The 21,526-nt window shown below is 64.3% G+C and carries 16 protein-coding genes; 9 read left to right on the plus strand and 7 right to left on the minus strand.

Annotated features, from left to right (window positions below):
• Nucleotides 1-135 precede the first annotated feature (135 nt).
• Nucleotides 136-1,377 (minus strand): heparan-alpha-glucosaminide N-acetyltransferase domain-containing protein, encoded by a 1,242-nt coding sequence (locus VGH98_12535; GenBank protein ID HEY2376796.1) that lies wholly within the window; start codon nt 1,375-1,377, stop codon nt 136-138.
• Between the two features lie 402 nt (nt 1,378-1,779).
• Here VGH98_12535 and VGH98_12540 point away from each other — a divergent pair, with 402 nt between their 5' ends.
• From VGH98_12540 to VGH98_12550, 3 genes are all read left to right on the plus strand, one after another.
• Nucleotides 1,780-2,877: a hypothetical protein gene (locus VGH98_12540; protein ID HEY2376797.1), complete on the plus strand. Its 1,098-nt coding sequence runs from the start codon at nt 1,780-1,782 to the stop codon at nt 2,875-2,877.
• Nucleotides 2,874-3,992 (plus strand): glycosyltransferase family 4 protein, encoded by a 1,119-nt coding sequence (locus VGH98_12545; GenBank protein ID HEY2376798.1) that lies wholly within the window; start codon nt 2,874-2,876, stop codon nt 3,990-3,992. The genes VGH98_12540 and VGH98_12545 overlap by 4 nt, the downstream gene beginning before the upstream one ends.
• Before the next feature lie 92 nt (nt 3,993-4,084).
• A complete protein-coding gene (locus VGH98_12550; protein HEY2376799.1) occupies nt 4,085-5,359 on the plus strand; it encodes a hypothetical protein in 1,275 nt (424 codons plus the stop codon).
• Nucleotides 5,360-5,400: 41 nt separating this feature from the next.
• On the opposite strand, the gene VGH98_12555 is transcribed toward VGH98_12550, so the two are convergent.
• Together VGH98_12555 and VGH98_12560 are read right to left on the minus strand one after the other, a co-directional pair.
• On the minus strand, nt 5,401-8,094 hold the full coding sequence (locus VGH98_12555) for an ABC transporter permease (GenBank protein ID HEY2376800.1): 2,694 nt from the start codon (nt 8,092-8,094) through the stop codon (nt 5,401-5,403).
• A 13-nt stretch (nt 8,095-8,107) separates the two neighbouring features.
• Complete coding sequence (locus VGH98_12560) at nt 8,108-8,449, minus strand: PadR family transcriptional regulator (protein ID HEY2376801.1); 342 nt, start codon at nt 8,447-8,449, stop codon at nt 8,108-8,110.
• Nucleotides 8,450-8,578: 129 nt separating this feature from the next.
• Here VGH98_12560 and VGH98_12565 point away from each other — a divergent pair, with 129 nt between their 5' ends.
• Nucleotides 8,579-11,272, plus strand: a complete 2,694-nt coding sequence (locus VGH98_12565; GenBank protein HEY2376802.1) for an ADOP family duplicated permease — start codon at nt 8,579-8,581, stop codon at nt 11,270-11,272.
• Nucleotides 11,273-11,380: 108 nt separating this feature from the next.
• Nucleotides 11,381-11,917 (plus strand): carbonic anhydrase, encoded by a 537-nt coding sequence (locus tag VGH98_12570; protein HEY2376803.1) that lies wholly within the window; start codon nt 11,381-11,383, stop codon nt 11,915-11,917.
• A 9-nt stretch (nt 11,918-11,926) separates the two neighbouring features.
• Here the strand turns inward: VGH98_12570 and VGH98_12575 are convergent, their stop codons facing one another.
• From VGH98_12575 to VGH98_12585, 3 genes are all read right to left on the minus strand, one after another.
• On the minus strand, nt 11,927-13,987 hold the full coding sequence (locus VGH98_12575) for a hypothetical protein (protein ID HEY2376804.1): 2,061 nt from the start codon (nt 13,985-13,987) through the stop codon (nt 11,927-11,929).
• Between the two features lie 266 nt (nt 13,988-14,253).
• Nucleotides 14,254-14,550 carry a MoaD/ThiS family protein gene (locus VGH98_12580; GenBank protein ID HEY2376805.1) on the minus strand — a complete coding sequence of 99 codons (297 nt, stop codon included), beginning with the start codon at nt 14,548-14,550 and terminating at the stop codon, nt 14,254-14,256.
• On the minus strand, nt 14,547-15,662 hold the full coding sequence (locus VGH98_12585; protein HEY2376806.1) for an exo-alpha-sialidase: 1,116 nt from the start codon (nt 15,660-15,662) through the stop codon (nt 14,547-14,549). Before VGH98_12585 ends, VGH98_12580 begins: the two co-directional genes overlap by 4 nt.
• A 187-nt stretch (nt 15,663-15,849) precedes the next feature.
• Between VGH98_12585 and VGH98_12590 the strand changes: the two genes are divergently transcribed.
• From VGH98_12590 to VGH98_12605, 4 genes are read left to right on the plus strand one after another with little or no spacing between them, the layout of a single operon-like run.
• Nucleotides 15,850-16,560 (plus strand): creatininase family protein, encoded by a 711-nt coding sequence (locus VGH98_12590; GenBank protein ID HEY2376807.1) that lies wholly within the window; start codon nt 15,850-15,852, stop codon nt 16,558-16,560.
• The gene (locus tag VGH98_12595) at nt 16,561-17,328 is read left to right on the plus strand and encodes an SDR family NAD(P)-dependent oxidoreductase (GenBank protein HEY2376808.1); all 768 of its coding nucleotides are present in this window, start codon (nt 16,561-16,563) and stop codon (nt 17,326-17,328) included. It abuts the gene before it with no gap.
• Entirely contained in the window at nt 17,325-18,710 is a 1,386-nt protein-coding gene (locus tag VGH98_12600) for a dipeptidase (GenBank protein ID HEY2376809.1), read from the plus strand. The genes VGH98_12595 and VGH98_12600 overlap by 4 nt, the downstream gene beginning before the upstream one ends.
• Nucleotides 18,668-20,170 (plus strand): APC family permease, encoded by a 1,503-nt coding sequence (locus VGH98_12605; protein HEY2376810.1) that lies wholly within the window; start codon nt 18,668-18,670, stop codon nt 20,168-20,170. Before VGH98_12600 ends, VGH98_12605 begins: the two co-directional genes overlap by 43 nt.
• Here VGH98_12605 and VGH98_12610 read toward each other — a convergent pair.
• Nucleotides 20,160-21,518 carry an amidohydrolase family protein gene (locus tag VGH98_12610; protein HEY2376811.1) on the minus strand — a complete coding sequence of 453 codons (1,359 nt, stop codon included), beginning with the start codon at nt 21,516-21,518 and terminating at the stop codon, nt 20,160-20,162. The genes VGH98_12605 and VGH98_12610 overlap by 11 nt on opposite strands.
• Nucleotides 21,519-21,526: the final 8 nt, after the last annotated feature.

Below are 21,526 nucleotides of genomic sequence, written 5' to 3' on the forward strand. Positions count from 1 at the left end.
ATCACCGGGTGGAGGTTGGATTGACGTTGAACCGGCTCGCCCTTGCTGTCTAGTGCCCGATACAAATCGCTGACTTGTACGGCGCGCGACACGGTAACCCAACGTCACGATTCCCGCCGCACAACCGTGGCGGATTTAAATCTTGAGAATCTTGCCGCGGCGATAGAGCGGCAGCAGTAGAAAATACCAGAGCGTGACAAAGAGAAGCGAGTACACGAGCGACGCCACTCTCGCATCCATGAACGGCGCGAGCAAACGCTGGTACGCGAGCTCGTGCAGCGAGCGGAGGTGGCCATCGAAGCGCAGCTTGATCGTCGAGTCCAAGAGGACCGCCGTGAACTCGGCGCCGACGTACGCCGTAATTGGATTCGTTCCAAACACCGCGAAGCCCTGAGTCCATCGGGTCCAGCACTTCACGTCTACAACCCAGGTGATCGCGCCGAGCAGTGCGAGTGCAACACCGGCGGTGAAGAGGACGAAGGAGCTCGTCCAGAGATTCTTGTTGATCGGAAAGAAAACGCCCCACACGAGCCCCGCGACCGTCAGCACAACTCCCGCGACGACGAGTCCATACACACGCGCCATGAGCGCACGAAGAGTGCCTAACCAGCGACCGGCCAGAACGCCGATCAGCGTCGTTGCAATCGCCGGAATCGTCGAAAGGAGACCTTCCGGATCAAAAACGGCACTGTCCTGCCAGATGTGATTGCCCAGCCCAAATCTCGACCAATCCAGCGTGACGCGATCCATCCACGCCGCGAGTGTGCGCCCTGGGTCGTCGAGCAATCGCGCTCCGATCGCTCCATCGCCAGGCACCGGCAAGAGCGTGAGCGCGAGCCAGTAGCCAACGAGCAGCGTGACGATGATGCCGACCATGCGCTTCGTCGGCGCTCGTAAAGTGAGCAATGCAGCGGCGACATACGCGAGTCCGATCCGCTGCAGGACGCCGAGGAAGCGCAATTCCGTCAGGCGTCCAACGACGTGATCAATAAACGTGGGCGATGGATGCCCGGGAATGGCGCCGTACTGGTAGAAGGGAAACCAATTCAGCAGCACTCCGATCCCAAATATGACGGCGCCTCTCCTGAGAATCTGCCGGCGCAACTCGCGACTGCTGTCACCGCGTTCTTGACGTGACCGTAGCGAAAGGTGCGTCGTGATCCCGACGACGAACAGAAAAAAGGGAAAGATCAAATCTGCGATCGTCCATCCATTCCACGCGCTGTGGCGAAGCTCCGAGAAGCCGGTGCGCGCATCCCCGGGATCGTTCACGAGCAGCATCCCGATGATCGTCAGCCCGCGAAAAACGTCGAGCGAGCGAAGACGCGCCCATGAAACGACGTGACGGGGGTCCTCCGCAGCTGATCCGGACGGCAATCGATGAATCGCTCGTCTCGTGGGAGTCGCAAGGCCGTCGTGACGTTCTTCAGCTGCCCCGGTCATCGGGTGGCGTTGCTCATCGGGTGGCTGCATCCGCCAGTGGCGCGGCTCGTTCCCCCAGTTGGCGCCAAACGAGTGCGACCCGGCCGCAAATGAAAATTGATCTAGCTCGCCGCGGAGAAGTCTACTACAATACGCCGGTCCGTTGCCGAGTTCCTGACGAGCCCTCGAGCGATCGGTCACCCCGCACGCCACCGCTCTCCAATCCGCGCCGCTGCGCCTTGGGAGTCAATGACATTGTTTGGCCGCCATCACAGTCGCGCGCAACTTCGCCTGGCCGTTGGCACGCTCGTTTCATTGGGCGCCATTTGGGCTACGAGCTGCTCGGCCGATCGGGTCGTGCAGCCGTCCAGCGACGGCGACGTTTTCCTCGAGAGCGACAGCATGTTCATGTCCGCGCTCGGAAAGCCGCTACCGATCGAGTTCGAGACGTACGAAAGCTCGCAACAGGTCGTTCACCCGAGCGTCGTTGCTTTCCCGTCATCGTGGAATGGCCAGCATTTCTGGCTCGCGCTCACACCATATCCGAATAGCGACTCTCGCGTCGAGAATCCTTCGCTCTTCAGTAGCGAGAGTGGAGACTCCTGGACAGTACCGGCCGGCGTGACGAATCCGCTGGCGCGGACAGGTCGCGGCTACTTGTCGGACCCCGACCTGGCCTACGACCCCGCGACCAACGAGCTACGGCTCTACTACCGCGAGGTGGTGGAGGCACATCACGGAAGCAGGAGGCCACGACATAAAGCGGACGTTGTTTATGTCACGCGGAGCAGCGACGGCTCGCAATGGACCCCGCCGAAAGCGGTCATTTCCGACATCGGTCATTACGTGGTCTCTCCGGCGGTTGCGCGACGCGCCGACGGTGACTGGAAGATGTGGGCAGTAGATGCCGGGCGAACCGGGTGTAATTCACGGGAAACGCGAATTCTCCTCCGTCGCTCGACGGATGGAATCGGCTGGTCGCCGGCGAGCGCGGTTTCATTCGTGCAGCCGGGCTTCATCCCCTGGCACCTCGATGTGCAGTTCGTACCGCAGCTGAATGCCTACTGGGCACTGATCGCTGCATATCGCCGCGGTTCGGCGTGCACGGCAAGCAGTTTATTCCTGGCCACGAGCACTGACGGCATTCAGTGGACGACGTATCCGTCGGCGGTGCTCGAGCGCGGCGCGTTGCCCCAGTTTTCGGCGAACGTGTATCGGTCGACTTTCGCGTTCGAGCCCGATGGGAATAGCTTGACTCTATGGTTGACGGGAGCAACGACCGTGCAGCACGGTGATCGCCGGAACGCTCCGGTATTGCGGTGGAGTGCTGCCGTGTGGCACACACAACGCCTCGCGCTACTCGAGCACGTTCGCCTCGAGCGTCAAGCGCCTCTGGTGGCTGACTCCGAGCCTTCCTTCCTGCGCCGATTGGCGGTCGAGAACGCGCTGCCGTGAGTCGCGGCGCGCGCGATTCGCGCGTGCGGCGACTGCTGTTCGTTGGTACGAACCGCGGTCCCGGCGGGACGGAAAGCCATTTTGTTTCGCTCGCGACGGGCATGGCCAAGGCCGGCTATGAAGTCGCCGCGGCTGTTCGCCCTGATGACGTCATCGCGCGTGCGCTCGCTGCCGATGGCGCGGTCGCGCTGCACGAGGCGGCGTTCGACCACGCGGTCAGCAGGCGTGCGATACGACAGCTTGCCCGCATCTGCCGCATGGTGCGACCGGACTGGATCATCGGGAGCTTCGCAAACGAGTTCTGGTCCCTCTCGATCGTTGCTCGCTCGCAAGGGATACCGCTCGCGTTGTTTCTGCACATTCAGAAGATTTCTCGTCTCAGCGCGCCGCTCTTTCCGTGGCTCGCGAGCCGTTTCATCCTGCCCTCCGAGTACCTGCGCGATTGGGTCGTCGCTCGGCGCGGCATGCCGCGGTGGCGCACGCGCGTGCTCTACAATCCGATCGACGTCGAGCACTTTCGCCCAGATGCCGCACGACGCGACGCCGCGCGTCGTCGGCTCGGCTTCTCGCCTAACGAAGTGGTTGTCGGCTTCGCGGGACGCTTCGAGCGACAGAAAGGTGTATTCGTCCTCGCCGAAGCACTCGAACGCGTCATGGATCGGCTGCCGAACGTGCGGGCGCTCTGGGTTGGAGGAGGCGAGCTCGCTGCCGACGTCGAGTCGACGATCGCCGCATCACCACATGCGCACCGTCACGTGCGTGCGGACTGGAGCAATGATATCGTCGGCTGCTTCGCGGCGATGGACATTCTTGCCTTTCCGCCAATTCGACGCGAGTCGTTCGGCCGCGTGTCCGCAGAGGCACAGGCGTGTGGATTGCCGGTGGTTGCTAGCCGCGTCGGTGGGATACCCGAGACGCTCTGCGAAGGCCGGAGCGGCGTTCTCGTGCCGCCTGGGGACGTTCACGCGTGGAGCGAAGCGCTCTCCACATTGGCGAGCGACCCGGAACTCCGCACGCGCATGGGCGTAGCCGGACGAGAGCAAGCGTGCCAACGCTTTGCATCGGCACGAATTGCGACGGAGTTCGGTTGCATGCTGGAAGGGGTTGGGGCTTAGGCCCCTACTAGATGTGACGCACTCGCGACCGCGCTGGTCTTGTTCACCCGATGCGGAATCACTCATCTTGATTACCGTGCCGAATCGAGCTCATGACCGCGCTCGCCGCTAAGCGGCCGGTCTCCTCGGAGTACATCGACGGTGCCGTCGCGGCGCCGTTGCCTGGCCATCTCGGTAAACCACCGCGTCCGCGGCACCTGCTTCGGGCAGCAGCCGGCACCCTCTGGTTCGGGTTCACGGCGCTCTACCTCTGGTGCCCAGTTCATCGCTTCCCGCCAGCGCAGCCGTTTCACGGATCGCGCTGGTACAACCCGTACGCCACGGTTACGGCCGCAACGGCCTGGCGGAAGGTTAATCTGCACGCACACGCGCGTGCCTGGTCCGGCCTCACGAACGGACGCGGATCAGCCGATGGCGTTCTTCGTCGCTACCGCGAGATGGGTTACGACGCAGCGCCAGTCTCCGACTATCAGACGATTACTCGAGCGCGTGGCGCCGACCCGTCCTCGCTCACCGCGTACGAGCACGGCTTCAACGTCCGTAAGGTCCACCTGCTTGCTGTGGGCGCGCAACGTGTGGACTGGCTGGACTATCCATTGCTGCAGGGTCGCGATGAGATGCAACATCGAATCGACCGTCTGCGGTCGAGTGCCCAGCTCGTGATCATCGCACACCCGCGGCTCCGCCAGGCCGTGACCGACGCTGACCTGCGAGCTCTCACGGGCTACACTGCGATCGAGATCGGGAGCAGCTTTGGCCGCAGCGAAAGCGCCTGGAACGTGGCGCTCGACGCGGGTCGGCCTGTGTGGGCCGTGGCGAACGACGATACCCACGATGCGGAGGAGCCTAACGAGGCCGGTCGGTACTGGACGATGATCGCCGCACCATCGACTGACGCGCACACGCTCGTGGCGGCGCTGTCGTCGGGCCAGGCGTATGCGGTGTTCGGCCACGACGGCAGCGCCGATGCCAGGCTCACGTCACTTTCGATCGTCGGGGACACACTCACGGTGGCCTTTGCCGGCGAGGCCGCAAACGTCCAGCTCGTCGGCGCTGGCGGACATGTGCTCGCGGAGGTCACCCAGACTCACGGTGCGCGCTGGACGCTCCCATGTGATGCGGGCTGGGTGCGAGTCGTCGCACGTACCGCGACGACCAGGCTCTTCCTCGAGCCCGTGCTTCGAAGCGAGAGTGGCGCCATGCCACAGCCACGGGCAACCGTCGCGCCGACTGCCACACTCGTCCGGCGCGCGATGGCGTGGGTCGTTCTGCTGCTCGCCGTCGTGCCATGGATCGGGCGCGACATCCTTCGCTTTTCGCGCGCCGATACAATGCGGCCGCGACTGGCCCTGCGGACCGCCGCCTAACGGCCCAGCCGTTCGACGGCCGCGCGATTTGGGTTTAGCCTTTACTCTTCGCGCAGCGCCACGACCGGTTGCACGCGCGACGCCCGCAACGCAGGAAGGAATGCCGCGAGCGCAGCGCAACCGAGTAGCACACTCATCGCACTGACCAGCGAGACGACATCCGTCGGAGCAACGTTGTCGAGCAACGCGCGAAGGGACCTCGCGGCGAGCCACGACAACGGTAGGCCGAGCACGAGGCCCACGATGACAAGGCGTAATCCGTCGGTGAGCACCAGTCGGAGCACGTCCACGCGACTGGCGCCGAGGGCGGTACGAATGCCGATCTCGCTCGTGCGCCGGCTCACCGCGTAGTGCATCACGCCATAGAGTCCGACGCCGGCGAGCAACAGCGCGATCAGTCCAAAGGTGAGCGCGACGCGTGCGAGCAATTGCTCCTCTCGAATGGAGTCGCGCATCAACGCCGATAGTGGTGTCACGCGCCAGATGGGCAGATCGCGATCGATACTCGCAACGACTGCGCGGACGCTCGTTGTGAGCAACGATGGATCTCCACCCGTGCGTACAACAAAAACCAGAGACGGTTCCTCGCTGTCGCCGATTTCCTGAACGTACGGTACGTAGGCCCTGCGTCCGACGTCGCCGGCCAGCTCGCGATCGCGAATGCCGGCGACGACGCCAACGATCGTCGTCGGCACGCCGGCATCGAAGTAGATCACCTTGCCAACGGCGCTTTGGCGTCCGAAATAGAATCGCTCCGCGACGTCATTTACGACGGCGACGCTCGGTTGGTGCACTGCGTCGCTTTCCGCGATGTCGCGACCGCGCAACAGATGCCCACCGATCGCTCGCACGTACCCCGAGCCAACGAGATCGTAAGGCAGGATGCTATCCTCGGGCGAACGACTATCAAATCCGGGAACGGCGACCAACGCGGTCGCCCGGTGCCCGCTGAACAAACCGTTCTGGGAGTACGAGACGTCGCGCGCGCCGGGAAGACTTGCGAGACGCTCCCGCATCTGCCTGACGAGAGCAAGGAGCCGATCGCCGCGATAGCCGCGCTTCGCGACATCGATGTCGACGACGAGCAAATGATCGCGATCGACCCCGGGGTCCTTGGTCTGCAGCTCACGGAGGCTGCGGGTGAGCAACGCGGCGCCCACGAGCAGCACGAGCGAGAGCGTAACCTGCAGCGGGATCAGCGCTCGTCCGATCGGCACGCCGCTGCGACTCGTGGAGCGTGCCACGCGGACCGCCGAGCGACCGCGCATCCGCAACGCCGAAGCGATGTCGATCGATGATACCCGCAGCGCCGGCACCAATCCGAAGAGCAGCACGGCGACGATCGTTACGAGGAACGCAAAGATGAGCACGTTCACATCAATGCGCGGCGTCGCGATCGGTACGTCGTTCGTCGCCGCCATCGTCACCACGACGCGACTTCCTGCCCACGCGAGCGCGACACCCAGTCCGCAGCCGACGAGCGCCAGCACGCCGCTCTCGACGAGCAGCTGCCTAACGAGCAGCCAGCGTCCCGCGCCGAGCGCGAGGCGCAGCGTCATCTCTCGGCCGCGCGCAATGCCACGCGCCAGTGAAAGGTTCGCGACATTGGTGCAAACGATGAGGAGCAGGATGGCGACGCCGATGCTGAGGATCCGCAAGGGTGCAGCGTATGCCGAGCGGATGGCCGAGAAGCCCTTTCCTCCCGCGGTCACGATGACCGGCACTCGATCGTAGCGAGCCGGATCACCGGGCGGGTTGGCGTTCGCAGCGAGATTCCGCCGGATGAGCGTCGTGAACGCGGCGCGCGCCTGCGCCAGCGAGACACCCGGGGCGAGCCGGCCGATCAGAAGGAGCCACGATCGGCCCCGGTCGTCAATCGAAACGCTGTGCGGGTCAACCAACGGAGCCATCGTGATCGGCAGCCAGATCTCGGTGGGCCGCTCGAGAACGTCACCGCCGAAACCTCGCGCCGCGACGCCGATGATCGTTAGGCGGGCCGCACCGACGCGAATCACACGCCCGACAACGTTCGGATCGGCCCCGAACCGGTCGCGCCAATACGCATCACTCAGCACGGCGACTGGCGAGTCGCCAATCTGCCGGTCGTCACTCGCGGTGAGGACCCGCCCTCGCTCCGCGGACACGCCGAGCACGTCGAAATAATTTCCGGATACATAGCGTCCGGCGGGATGCTCGAAATCATCGATGGCGCCGATGCGCACGTCGAGACGGCGAGCAGTGCCCGTGGCGGCCAGGCCAGTGACGAGATGCTTGTCATCGCGCAGGTCGCGGTAGAGCGGAAACGAAAGCACGTCACCGCGGGGCGCGCCAATGGTGTACGCCTCGACCGCGGTCGACTTGCCGATCGCGATCAGCTCGTTCGGGGCGCGTACCGGGAGCGCGCGAAACAGCACGGCATCGGCGACGGTGAAGATTGCCGTGTTCGCCGCGATGCCGATCGACAGCGTCAGAACGGCGATGATGGTCACCGCTGGATCGCGGCGCAGCGTGCGGAGAGCATAGCGTAGGTCACGCGTGACGCCCATGAGCCACGCCCCGCGGCGCGTATCGCGAACTGCTTCGGCCACCTGTGCCATGCCTCCCATCTCGAGCAGCGCGTTACGCCGCGCCTCGTCCGGCGTCATCCCAGCGCGAATTCGTTCGTCGATGAGCAAGCCCACATGCGCCCGCAATTCCTCGGCGAGCTCCCCATCGGCGTTCCGTCGGCGTCTCATCGGCACAGCATCGTTAGGTCGATCCGAGCGCCATGTTGATCGCCATCGCAACGCGGGACCATTCGTCCGTCTCATCCTTGAACTGACGTCGTCCGGCCGCAGTCAAGCGATAGTATTTGGCGCGACGCTTCGCCGCGGACTCTCCCCACGACGAGGCCAGCCACCCGGCCTCCTCCATCCGATGGAGTGCCGGAAACAGCGAGCCAGGTTTGACACGAAAGGTGCCCTTGGTGAGCTGCTCGATGCGGCGCGAGACGCCGAGCCCGTGCAGCTCGCCGAGGACGAGCGATTTGAGGATGAGCAGGTCGAGCGTTCCCTGCAGGAGCTTCGTCTGCTCGGTCTTCGCTATCGACATTCTATACGAGAGAATGACATCCCTCATATCGAATGTCAATAGGTCTCCGACCAGTCTCCATTCCCGCTCTTGCGCCTCGGTCGGCGCAACCGTATCGTCTCTTGTAGAAGCGCAAAGGGAGAGACCGTCATGCTGAATGAGCTCTGGAGCGACCTTCGCTACCGCGTCCGCGCGATCCTGCGTCGCGGGGCCCTCGAGCACGACATGGATGACGAGTTGCGCTTTCACCTCGAGCGCGAAACCGAGAAGTACGTGCGCATGGGCCTCTCCCGCGACGATGCCGCGCGGCGCGCCCGCCTTGCATTTGGCGGCGTCGAACGCGCGAAGGAGGAGAGCCGCGACATACGTGGGACGATCCTGCTGGAGCACACGCTGCAGGATCTGCGGTACGCGATGCGCGGGCTCCGTGCGCGGCCAGCGTTCACACTCGGTATCGTTCTGACGCTCGGACTCGGCATCGGCGCGAACGCAACGATGTTCGGCATCATCGACCGGCTGCTGTTCCGTACGCCGCCGTATCTGCGTGACGCGCAGCAGACGCATCGTGTGTACTTGACGTGGAGATCCGATGGCAGCGATCGAACCGAGCGGCAGATGCAGTTCGCGCGCTATTTCGACTTCACGCGATGGACGCACACCTTCTCGTCTATCGCCGCCTTTGCGACATGGCGGCCACCCGTCGGTGATGGCGACGCAGCGCGCCAGCGGCCGGTCACGGCGGCGAGCGCGAGCTACTTCGATCTTTTCGATGCGAAGCCCGTGCTCGGCCGCTTCTTCACGGCGTTCGATGATAGCGTGCCGCGCGGCTCGCCGGTTGTCGTCCTCGGATATTCATTCTGGCAGTCGGAATTCGGCGGCCGCGCCGCTGTGCTCGGGACTCGCCTCCGCATTGGCCACACGTTGTGTACGATCATCGGCGTGGCGCCGGAGCGCTTCACCGGCGTATCCGACCAAGGTGTCCCGGCGGTGTACGTCCCGATCACGACTTTTGCCTGGGACCTGCGCGGCTCGGATTACTCGGGCCTGTACACCTGGAGCTGGCTCGAGATTGTCGTTAGGCGCAGGCCCGAGATGAGCGTGGCCGCGGCAAACGCCGATCTGACGTCGGCCCTTCGTCGCAGCTGGGTTGCTCAGGCGTCGGCGACGGGCGCACCCGCCGCGCTCGAGTCGTATCGTCCGCGGGCGGCGCTCGGACCGATTCAGCTGCAACGCGGGCCGCAGGCGGGCGCCGAGGGCAAGGTCATGGCCTGGGTGAGTGGCGTCGCGGTCATTGTCCTGCTCATCGCGTGCGCGAACGTCGCCAACCTGCTGCTGTCCCGGGCGCTTGCGCGCCGGCGCGAGATCGCGCTCCGGCTCGCGCTCGGCGTGAGTCGCGGACGATTGATTCGACAGCTGCTCACTGAGTCGCTTTTGCTCGCACTGTTCGGAGGGCTACTGGGACTGGCTGTCGCGCAGTGGGGTGGTGGCGTGCTGCGCGCGTCCTTTCTCTCCGGTGATTCGCCGGGTGGCGCGCTGACTGACCCGCGAACGCTCATCGTCGCGCTCGTCGGCAGCGCCGTGACGGCGCTGCTCACTGGCATTGCTCCGTCGTTGTATGCGCTACGTTCGGACGTTGCGCACGCGCTCGGCGCCGGGGGACGCGACGCCGGTGCGCACCGGTCGCGCGCGCGCACGATGCTCCTCGTGCTACAGGCGACACTGTCGGTCGTGCTGCTCGTCGGTGCGGGGCTGTTCGTTCGTAGCCTGCAGAAGGTGCGCGCGATGCGGCTTGGCTATGACGTCTCGCCAGTACTCGTCGTCGCGGTCAACAGACGTGGCGTAGTGCTGAGCGACACACAGCACATGAGGCTGGAAGATCGCTTAGTGGCCGAGGCGCGGGCAACGCCGGGCGTGCTCAGCGCGAGCCAGGTCGCGTCGGTCCCCTTCTGGGCGAACGAGGGGCGTCCTCTCTTCGTGCCCGGTGTCGACAGCGTCGGCGCGCGCGGAAGCTTCTATCTCCAGGCCGGCAATTCCGAGTACTTCAAGACGATCGGCACGCGACTTCTCCGCGGACGCAATTTCGATACGCGAGACGATGCCCGCTCGCCACGCGTTGCCATCGTCAGCGACGGCATGGCGCGCGCCCTCTGGCCAGGTGCCGACCCGTTAGGCGAGTGCATTCGTATTTCCGCCGACACCGCACCGTGTACGACGGTGGTCGGCGTCGTCGAGGAAATGCGCCTTCGCTCGCTCACGGCGGAGCGAGAACACACCTACTATCTGCCGATCGCGCAGTATGGCGAGGCGACGGGCATGCTCCTCGTCCGCGTCGCGGGCGACGCCGACGACTATGGCGATCGCGTGAGGCGCCGGCTGCAGCGACTGATGCCCGGCGCGGCGTATGTGTCGGTCATGCCGTTCCGAGACGCGGTGGACCCAACGATGCAGAGTTGGCGTTTCGGCGCGACGATGTTCGTCGCGTTCGGCGCGCTCGCGCTCACGCTCGCCGGCGTCGGGCTGTATGGCGTCATTGCATACGGCGTCGCCCAACGACGGCAGGAGATCGGCGTGCGGCTGGCGTTAGGCGCTTCGACGATCCATGTCGTGCGTCTCGTCGTCGGCGACGGCCTGCGCCTGGTGGTCGTCGGCGTCCTTTTCGGCAGCGCGGTTGCGCTCTTCGCGAGTCGCTGGGTGGCGGCGCTTCTCTTTCAGGAGTCGCCGTCGGATCCTGTGGTGTACACGATCGTTGCAACGGTGCTGCTCGTTGTCGCAGTGCTCGCGACGGCTGGGCCGGCGGCGGGTGCGGCACGAGTGGATCCGAACGTAGCATTGCGCGCGGACTGAGCTTTCGGCGCGGCGAGGCGATCTCGCTTGCCAATGAAATGATGGGACCGCCGCGATGTCAGCCGGACGCCGAGAGTGGCCGGACTCGTCGGGATTATGTTTGTCTCCATGCCCGAAATTCTGTCCGTCGAGAAGCCGGTCGACATTCTGCCGATTTATCGCGGGACTCCGGTTGGCCATCTGCTCGAGTACCACAACCTGGGGCGGCCCCTCAACGGGGGTACGCGACCCGAGCTGCTCATCGGCATGTGCATGGACAGCCGCAAAACGCTGCGCATACCTAACGATTTCGCGTTCGTCCTGCGCACTGCCGGGGCCAATATGCGCGACAACGAGTTTCGCATCTCGTACGCGATTGCCGTGGGCGGGGTACGCACGATCGCACTCATCGCGCACACGGACTGCGGCATGGCGCGCCTCCAGCAGCGCCGTGAGCAGTTTATCCAAGGCATGGTGGCCAGCGCCGGCTGGGACCGCGCTCGCGCGGAGCGGCACTTCGCCGAGAGTGCGCCGAAGTTCGGGATCCGCGACGAGGTGGAGTTCGTGCTGCAGGAAGCCGCGCGACTCTGCGCGATCTACCCCAAGATCCAGGTCGCACCGCTGCTGTACAAGGTCGATGACGATCTATTGTACCAAGTGCTATGACGGGTCACCTCAGCCGACGTCGAGATTCCGCACGTAGTCATCCAAGTCCTTACGCTGAACGTCTCGGCGGGCTCCGAGTTCCTCGCGATCGCGCTGGAGTTTCTCGATTTCAGACTCCTGATCGTTGAGCTTCGCCAAGAGACGCGCGTAATAGGGAGTATTCGGGGAGACGGTTTTCATGTCCTCCCGAATGCGCGCCTGTTCTTGGGTGATGACTGCGAGTCGCTGCGTGCGGTCCGCGATCTGGCGTTCGGTTTCCGTTAGTTCCTGGCGAAACTGCGCCGCTCTCGCGAGGGCGTCGCGTACGTCGCTCGGCAGCTCGCCGCTGCGCCAGGCCAGGAGCAGCGGGCCGAAATCGGCGCCAAGGAGAGACACGGTCGACGAGGCGATGAATTCCTCTTTGACCGTGAATGTTGCGACCTTGCCGGCGGGCGCGATGCCTTCGAATCGATAGAGACCGGGAAGCGTCTCGATCGGCTTCTGGGTCTCGACGAGGGTGAAGCCGGGCCGATGAGGGTGCTCGACGATGAGCGTTTTATCATGATCACTCGTGTTGCGCGCGCGATAGCTGCGCGTATGAAGCTGCTTGGTGTCGCTCTCGAGAACGCCCTTCACGATCTTGCGGGTGACGACGCGGTCGGTGTGATCGTCGCTGACGTCGACCGTGAGCTGAAGATCCACTCCGTAGCTCAGCAGGCGCTGTTGGCCGCTCGGCACATCGTCGATCCGCGCATCGCCTGAATAGGTATTGTGATCGAGCACCGTGATCGGACCCTGGAGGAGCAGCTTGCCAGTGCTGTTCGTCAGGCGTGCGCCCGTCAAGGCGTTCCTCGCCAGCACCGACTGTTTGAAGATCGATACGCGCTGGACGCAGACGCTATCGACGATGATTGGCAGCATCGCCGACTTTTGCCGGGCGAGCGTGACGTTGCCGACGGAGTACTCGAACAGTTCACCGAGGTCGGCCGACTGCGCGATCGCTTGCACGGATTCGTTGTCGGCATAGTCACTCGGAGGCATGCCCGTGACCACCACCTCGTCCAGCCGGAGCGTCGATGCGCCGCGAATCGTGATCGCCGGATTTGCCGCACGGGATCCAGGCGTCAACGCTTGAGCCGGCCGCAGCGCCACCGAGTCGACAAGCGTCGAGGCTCCATTCTCGTACAGCTGTGGATGCAGCCCTGCGAAGAGCTTTGGGACAACCGTTGGCCGCGTCGCATACAGCGGCTGGTATAGATCCATGATGAACGAGATCGGGCGTCCGCTCACGAGCGAGAGCGAGATGTCGTTCCAATCGCTCTCGGTCTGATTCTCGACGATCGCCCAGCCCTGCAGTTGCGAGTGGTTGTCGCCTAACAACAAACGATAGCTCGTCTTCCACTCCGGTGCTTCGACAACGTAGCCGATGCGTACCCGACGGTCGCCCGTGCCGCTGAAATCGACGGTCACCGGCTTCTTGTCCTGGTCACGCGCCTGCGCGAGCGCGGCGAGCGCCTTCGCCAGCTCTTCTTGCAGCTGGGGATCGTCGAGCGCCAGACCGGAAATCGTCGGCAGCTCGACGGCGCGGATCGTCCCATTGGCGACGAGGTCGAGCGTCGGCACGACGATTCGTTCGGTACCGACGGCTTTGTTGCGACTCTCGACGCCGAGCACGGTGCCGGAGATGTGTTCGGTTCCCTGCTGCACCGTCACGCGCGCGCCACGCAGCTGATTGAGCAGGTCCGCGAGGCTCGGATTACTCGTGATATCGACCTGAAAGCTCTTGAGCGTTCTCGAAATCGGGGCCTGCGACGGATAGGTCACCGCACCGACGTGTCCGCCGTCCCGATCCTGCAGCACGAGCGACTTGAGCACATCGTTGATCTGATCCGTTTTGAAGCGCAACTCGGTCATTGCGTCTCCGTGGACGGTTCCGTCGTGCTCGTAGTAGCCGACGCCCGAGGAGAACAACACCACGCCCTTGACCGGCACGCTCACGCGCGACGCGCCCGAGGCGGTCTGCGATCGCGCCGGAGCGATCGGGACGAGCAGTGTGACGGCAGCAGCGACGGCGGTTGAGAGTCTTGGCATGACATCCTCCAGCGTCAGAGGTGATGATCGGGCACGAGCGCGGCCGCACGTCAAACGTAGCCTAACGTGAAAAGGCACCCCGGGTTGTGGTTGCAGGTCGACTCCTCGCCGCGCTCTACTCGTTAGGTGAGCGTGACGACTCTTCTTTGCCAACTTCGACGACGGGGTCGCGCGTCATGTCAGACCACCAATTCCTCCGGGGCACGCGCCTCGGCACCTCGAATCGGAAGGTCGACCGGTGTTGCGCGTTTGCTCACAGCCAGCCGCTAGCCGCCCGCGATCGCGCCGATGATGAGCAGCGGCTCCTCCCCGCGTGCGACCTCGGCGGGAAGGAGCGCGTCGGGCGCTTCGTTCGAGAGATCGTCTTCGCAGGCGAAGAAGCGCACCAGCGGCCGACGACGCAGCGTCTCGTGATCGCGCAAGGTTCCGCGCAACATCGGATACCGGCGCTCGACGGCGTCCAGTACCGAGCGCTGAGTAACCGGCGCCTCGACGTCGACTGAAATCTCCGGACCGGTGTGCGCGAGGATCCGAAGCGGGGGTGGAAGAACAACGCGAATCACGAGAGCGTCTGCACCTCGACGGACAACACCGCGGGCAGGTCTCTCACGATTGCGTCCCAGCTGTCGCCGCCGTCGGCGGAGGCGTACACCTGCCCACCCGATGTTCCGAAATACACACCGCAAGGATCGAGCGAATCGACACTCATCGCATCGCGAAGCACGTTGACGTAGCAATCCTTCTGCGGCAGCCCCTTCGTGAGCGGCTCCCACTCGTTGCCGCCGGTGCGGCTCCGGAAGACGCGCAGCTTACCGTCGTGCACGTAATGCTCCGAATCGCTCTTGATCGGCACGACGTAGACCGTCTCCGGCTCGTTCGCGTTCACGTCGATCGCGAAGCCGAAATCGGTGGGTAGGTTGCCGCTGATCTCGGTCCACTGATCGCCGGCATTGTCGGTACGCATCACGTCCCAGTGCTTCTGCATGAAGATTGTATTCGGCCGTGACCGGTGCATGGCAAGGCGATGGACGCAGTGACCCACCTCGGCCGTCGGATCCGGCATGAACTGCGACTGTAGGCCACGGTTGATCGGCTTCCAGCTCGCGCCACCGTCTTCGGTGCGGAAGGCGCCGGCAGCGGAGATGGCGATGAACATGCGCCTCGGATTCGAGGGATCGATCAGAATCGTGTGCAGGCACAGGCCGCCCGCGCCCGGCTGCCATTTCGGCCCGGTGTCGTGCTTGCGGAGCCCCGACAGCTCTTCCCAATTCTGGCCGCCGTCGGTGCTGCGAAACATCGCGGCATCCTCGACGCCGGCGTAGACGGTGTCCGGATCACCTAACGATGGCTCCAGATGCCAGACCCGCTTGAATTCCCATGGGTGCGGGCTGCCGTCGTACCACGCGTGCGTGCCGGCGATGCCGTCATACGTGAATTTGTTGCCGACCGTCTGCCAGGTCTTGCCGCCGTCATCGGAGCGCGGCATCACCTGTCCGAACCAGCCATTGCTCTGCGACACGTAGATACGATTCGGATCCGCAGGCGAGCCTTTCATGTGATAGATCTCCCAGCCCGCGAAGTGCGGGCCCGAGACATCCCAGGTCTTCCGCTTCGCGTCCGCGGTGAGGATGAACGCTCCCTTCTTCGTGCCGGTCAGGACTCGTACGCCGCTCATCCGCATACCCCTTTGAAGTCGCCAGGGAAAGTGTATTCGATTGACGCCGCCTTGTCGATTCGCGGCGCGCTGCCGTGACGAAAAAAAACATGACTTCTTCCCGAGGGCATGAAGCCGAATCCGCGTCCGGTCGCACATCGGAGAGTCGCCGCGTAACTTCTCGGCCGACTCGTTCTGAGGAACCAGAGTGCGCATCGGCGACATGAACTGGATGCAGGTCGAGCAATACCTGAAGCGCGACGACCGCGCGATTCTGCCGCTCGGAAGTACCGAGCAGCATGGCTATCTGCGCCTCACAGTCGACTGCATTCTTCCAGAGCGGCTCGCCGGCGAGGTCGCGGAGCCCCTTGGCGTCCCGGTATTCCCCGTCGTCGCGTATGGCGTCACGCCGTATTTCCGGGAGTTTCCGGGAAGCGTCTCCGTGCGTGTGGAAACGCACCTCAGCCTGATACGGGACATCCTCGACAGCATGGCCCATAGCGGCTTCCGTCGCATCCTGATCGTGAATGGTCACGGCGGCAATAGCGCGGTGCAGCAATACGCGCAGGAGTGGTCGGCAGATCATGTCGGTTGCCGCGTCATTTTTCACAACTGGTGGAACGCGCCGCGAACCTGGGCGAAGGTGCAGGAGATCGATCCCGTGGCTTCGCACGCGTCGTGGATGGAGAACTTTCCATGGACGCGGCTGCCTGCCGTCGACCTCCCGAGCACGCAGAAGCGCATGGTCGATCTCGCTCGAGTGCGAACACTGGATCCGGTCGCGATGCGCAAGTACATCGGCGATGGCAACTATGGCGGTGTGTATCAGCGCTCCGACGAGGACATGATGTCGCTGTGGACAGTCGCGGTGGAGGAGACGCGTGCACTGCTGGTTTCCGGTTGGGATGCTGGCGCCTGAATGAAGATCGATTTCGCGAACAAGACTGTCATCGTCACCGGCGCGGCGCACGGCTTCGGGCGGGCCATCAGCTTGGCGTTTGCTCAACGAGGGGCGCGCGTCTGGGCGTGCGACGTGCTCGATAGCGAGCTCGCGGAAACGCATTCGCTGTGCGCGAAAACGGGCGGCACATGCACCGTGCGAACGGTCGACGTCACGAACAGGGAAACGGTCAACACGTTCGTGAGCGACGCCAGTGAGGCGAGCGGACGCGTCGACATCCTCGTGAACAACGCCGGAGGTGTGTTGGGTCAGGTTGGCCAGCCGCTCGAGGAGGTAACCCCCGAGCAATGGCAACGCATTTTCGACGTCAATGTCAGCGGCGCATTCTACTGCTCACAAGCGGTCGCGTCGGGAATGAAGGCGGCGCGCTCCGGGCGCATCGTCAACATCTCGAGCGGCGCCGGGCTTGGCGTAAGCCTAACGGGCATCCAGGCGTACGCATCGGCCAAGGCGGCGCAGATCGGTCTGACGCGACAGCTCGCCCACGAGCTTGGGCCGTGGGCGATCACGGTCAACAGCATCGCGCCGGGATTCGTGCGCTCGAATCCGGCGACGGAACGGCAATGGAAGGCCTATGGTGCCAAAGGACAGAGGGCGCTCGTGGAACGAATCGCACTGAAGCGACTGGGAACGACAGACGACATCGCCTTTGGCGTCCTTTTCTTCGCCTCCGAGTATGCGAGCTGGATCACGGGCCAGGTGCTGTCGATCGACGGTGGGAAATGACGGTTGTTGAGCAAGTTCTCTCCCGTCTCGCGGCGCGCAAGGACGAGATCCTCGCCGAGCTCATCGAATTCGCGACGATTCCGAGCGTGAGTACCGATCCGGCGCACGCGAGCGACGTCGCGGCGGCAGCGCGGTGGGTCGCGAAGGCGCTCGACGCCGCGGGACCGCTCTCCGTGCGGACAATGCCGACGGCGCGAAATCCAGTCATTTATGGCGAGTGGCTTGGCGCCCCAGGAAGGCTCACGGCGCTTGTCTACGGGCACTACGACGTGCAGCCCGCCGATCCCGTCGAGAAGTGGAAGAGCCCTCCCTTCACACCGACCGTGCGCGATGGACGTTTGTACTCACGCGGCGTCTCCGACGACAAGGGGCCGATGCTCATCCCGATCGAGGTCGCGAAAGCATTCTTCGCGGAGGCGGGCGCACTGCCGATCAATATCAAGTGCATGTTCGAAGGTGAGGAGGAGATCGGAAGTCCGAGCCTCGACAGCTTCATCGCCGAACATAAGAAGCTGCTTGCGGCGGACGTGGTCATCTCTGCCGACGGCGCAATGTGGCGCATCGACGAGCCGTCGTTGACCGTCTCCAGCCGAGGCCTCGCGGGACTGGAGATCACGCTCACGGCCGCAGCCAAGGACCTTCACTCGGGGCGCCATGGCGGCGGCGTCGCCAATCCGTTGCACGCAATGGCGCAGTTGATTGCGTCATTGCACGAGCCTAACGGCGCAGTGGCCGTCAGGGGATTCTACGATCGCGTCCGCGACCTGAGTGCTGGCGAGCGCGCAGCAATCGCCGCGCTGCCGTTCGACGATAAGGCTTACCTCGCGCGGGTCGGCGCACCGGCAGCATTTGGAGAATCTGGGTACTCGACGCTCGAGCGCCAGTGGACGCGCCCGACGCTCGAGGTGAACGGGATGTGGGGCGGTTATCAGGGTCCCGGCGAGAAGACAGTTATTCCGAGCGAGGCCCACGCCAAGATCACGTGCCGTCTCGTCGAGGACCAGGATCCCGAGGAGATCGTTGACCTCGTTAGGCATCATCTGGAGACGCACGTGCCGCCGGGAACACGTCTGTCGATCGCGGCCGGTGACCATGGGGCCCGGCCAGCGCAGATCGCCGCGGATCACTTCGCGCTGAAGGCCGCAGAAGTCGCGCTTCGCGACGTGTACGGTGTACGCCCGCTCGTCGTTCGCTCGGGCGGCACGGTGCCGATCTCCGAGCTCTTTCAGCGCCACATGGGGCTGGGGACAGTGTTCTTCTCGTTCTCCACCGCCGACGAAGACTACCACGCTCCCAACGAGTTCTTTCGCATTCACCGCCTGCACGAGGGTCTCGAGGCATGGGCACGCTACTGGACGATTCTCGGCGAAATCAGCCGCTGACTCCGGGCACGGCATCCACGGTGCTCCCGAACGAGCTCGCGGAGGCCGAGGCGCGCGTCGAGGCGCACAGCGCGTCATTGCGGAAGGAGCTTGGCGTCACCGACCTCGTGCTCACGCAGATCCTCTTCATCGTCGGTTTGTCATGGATCGGGGTCGCGGGAAAGCTCGGGCCATCTCATGTGATTTTCTGGCTGCTCGCTATCGTGCTGTTTTATCTGCCATCGGCGGCGGTCGTGATGTACCTCGCTCGGCTCATGCCGCTCGAGGGCGGGTTGTATCAGTGGGCGAAACTCGGCTTCAGTGAGACCGTTGGCTTCATGCTCGCGTGGAATCTGTGGCTCTACGTCATCATGCATACGTCGGAGATCGGACTCGAGTGTGCGACGTATCTCGCGTACGCGCTTGGCCCGAGTGCCGCGTGGATGACGACGAGCACCTGGTTCGTCGCGCTCGCGACGGCTGTGTTACTCTCGCTCATGGTGCTCGCCTCGACGATCGGTCTCGCGGTGGGCAAATGGGTGCATAACGCCGGCGGAATCGTGATGCTCGTGGTCTTCGGAGCGCTGCTCGTGCTTCCTTTTCTGAGCCTGCTCACAGGGCACCTCCACGAGTATCACCCGCTGCGCACGACGGTGCCCTCGGTTTCGCTCTACAATCTCAACATCCTCGGCAAGCTCGGCTTCGGCGCGTTAGGCGGTTTCGAGTACGTCGCCATTCTCGCCGGGGAGACGCGATCGCCGGCGCGCGCCGTCAGGCGATCGGTGGTCATCGCGGCGCCGATCGTGGCGCTCATGTTCATACTCGGCACGAGCACCGTCGTTGCCTTTATCCCCGGCGATCAAATCGACCTTGTGGGCCCTCTTCCCCAGGTCCTGCGCGTCGGCTTCGGACCGTTCGGGATCGCAAGTCAGCTCGTGACGATCGCGATCATCATGACGCTGGCGATGCGCGTGTCGCAGACCAATGTGAGCTTCACGGCGGTCGCGCGTCTTCCGATGGTCGCGGGGTGGGACCGACTGCTTCCGGCGTGGTTCAGCAGGCTGCACCCGAGATATCGCACACCAGTGAACTCGATCGTGCTCGTCGGCGCCTGCGCGCTCGGGATTGCGCTAGTGAGTCTGATCGGCGTCGGGCAAGCGGAATCGTTTCAGCTTCTGTTCAACGCGGCCGGAATGTTCTACGCGCTGACGTACGTGGTGATGTTTGCAATTCCGCTCTTCGGCCTCCGCGGCGTGACGCCACGTCCGCCTGTCTGGTTGAAGGTCGTCTCGGCGTCCGGGCTGGCGATGACGATCCTCTACGTCGCGCTGTCGATCTTCCCGATCATCAACGTGGTAAGCGTCGCGAGCTTCGCGCTCAAGATCTCGTCGGTGATCCTGGTCGCGAATCTCCTCGGCATCGGCATCCTGCTGTCAGCTCGACGCGGGGCGGCTCGCCGGGCGGTGGGATTCACGGAGTAACCGTAGCGTTCAGTCGATACAGGCGCACGGCATTGTCGCGCAGCACGTCCCGCGCGAACGTGATCGCCTGCGCTCGCGTGATCTCGCCGTCTCGCATCATGCCAGTTAGCGCGATGCCTAACGCGCGACGTGCGGTGTCGTTCGTCTGCCAGCCGATCTCCTCCCAGTCGAGCTCGGGGACGCCATTGGGCCAGAGGTCGGTGCCGAAGAGCAACTTCTCCGGATACCACTCCAGCCAATACCGGAGCGAGATCGCGAGATGCTGCGGCGTCTCCATCCACGTCTGCTGGGAGATGTCGGCATAGACGTTCGGCTTCATCACGAGGTATGCGATCGCCGGCGTGTACGCGACAGCGCCCGCGTGCAGGAGCACGAAGGTGGTCTTGCGCAGGGCGGCATCGTTGAGCGCCGACTCGAGAAGCACCGGATTCGCGCCCGAGAGATAGAAGTAGCTGCCGCAGCCCGCACCCGTGTGGATGTGCACCGGGAGCCCGAGCCGCCCAGCTTCGCTCGCGACGTAGCGAAAGAGATAGTCCTGCAAGTGACGATACTGCGCCGTGTCGGGTGCGCCGGTCCGTACATAACGAGCGTAGATCGCGGACGCGTCATCCTGCGTTGCCGCGCCAAAGTCGAGTGATCGGAGATACGCAGCTTCGAACTTGATGGCGATCGCGCCCTGACGCTTCTGCGCCTCGAGCGTCGGCGTCACGACGCGCGAGAGGTACTCGCTGAGCGTCGCCGGGAGGTCAGTGACGCCGAGCGCATTCATGTACCGGCCGCGCAGCATGTCCTCACGCGAGAAGAAGAACTTTCGATCGGGCGTCTGCGCGGCGAGAAGACCGTTTTCGAGCGGGAAGATGAGGGCGTCGTCGAACGGTACCCAGCGATGATGTGCGTCGTTCAATCCGCGCCCCATCGCGACGCGATTCGAGAGCTCGACGTCGATGCCAATGCGCCCGAGCACCCACGCCGGGTAGTCATCGCCATACGCAGCGCGAGCACGCGTCTTCGCGGCGATGACCGACTGTACATGCGCCGGTGCGCGGTCACCGTACGCGTATCCCCACAGGGCCTTCCAGGCGGCGAGGTACTGTGGGTTCTCGGGTCTCGTCGTTAGGCCGGCGGCGGTTGGCTCGAGGGGATCGCATGGCAGTGCGTCGAACTCGTCGTCCTTCTCGCCTGCCCCGACGAGTTTGGGCGGATGCGAGTGGTTGTCGATCGCGCGGATCTGCCGAATTGCGGCCATGAGCGACGGATCCGCCGCGGGCAACTGTGCGCGCAATGGCGTCGCCAGGGCAAGACAGCCGAGTGCAGAATATAGAGATAGTACTGCCGGGTGTTTGGTCATCGCTCGCC

Source organism: Gemmatimonadaceae bacterium (genome assembly GCA_036496605.1).
In the GTDB taxonomy this organism is placed as follows: Bacteria; Gemmatimonadota; Gemmatimonadetes; order Gemmatimonadales; family Gemmatimonadaceae; genus AG2.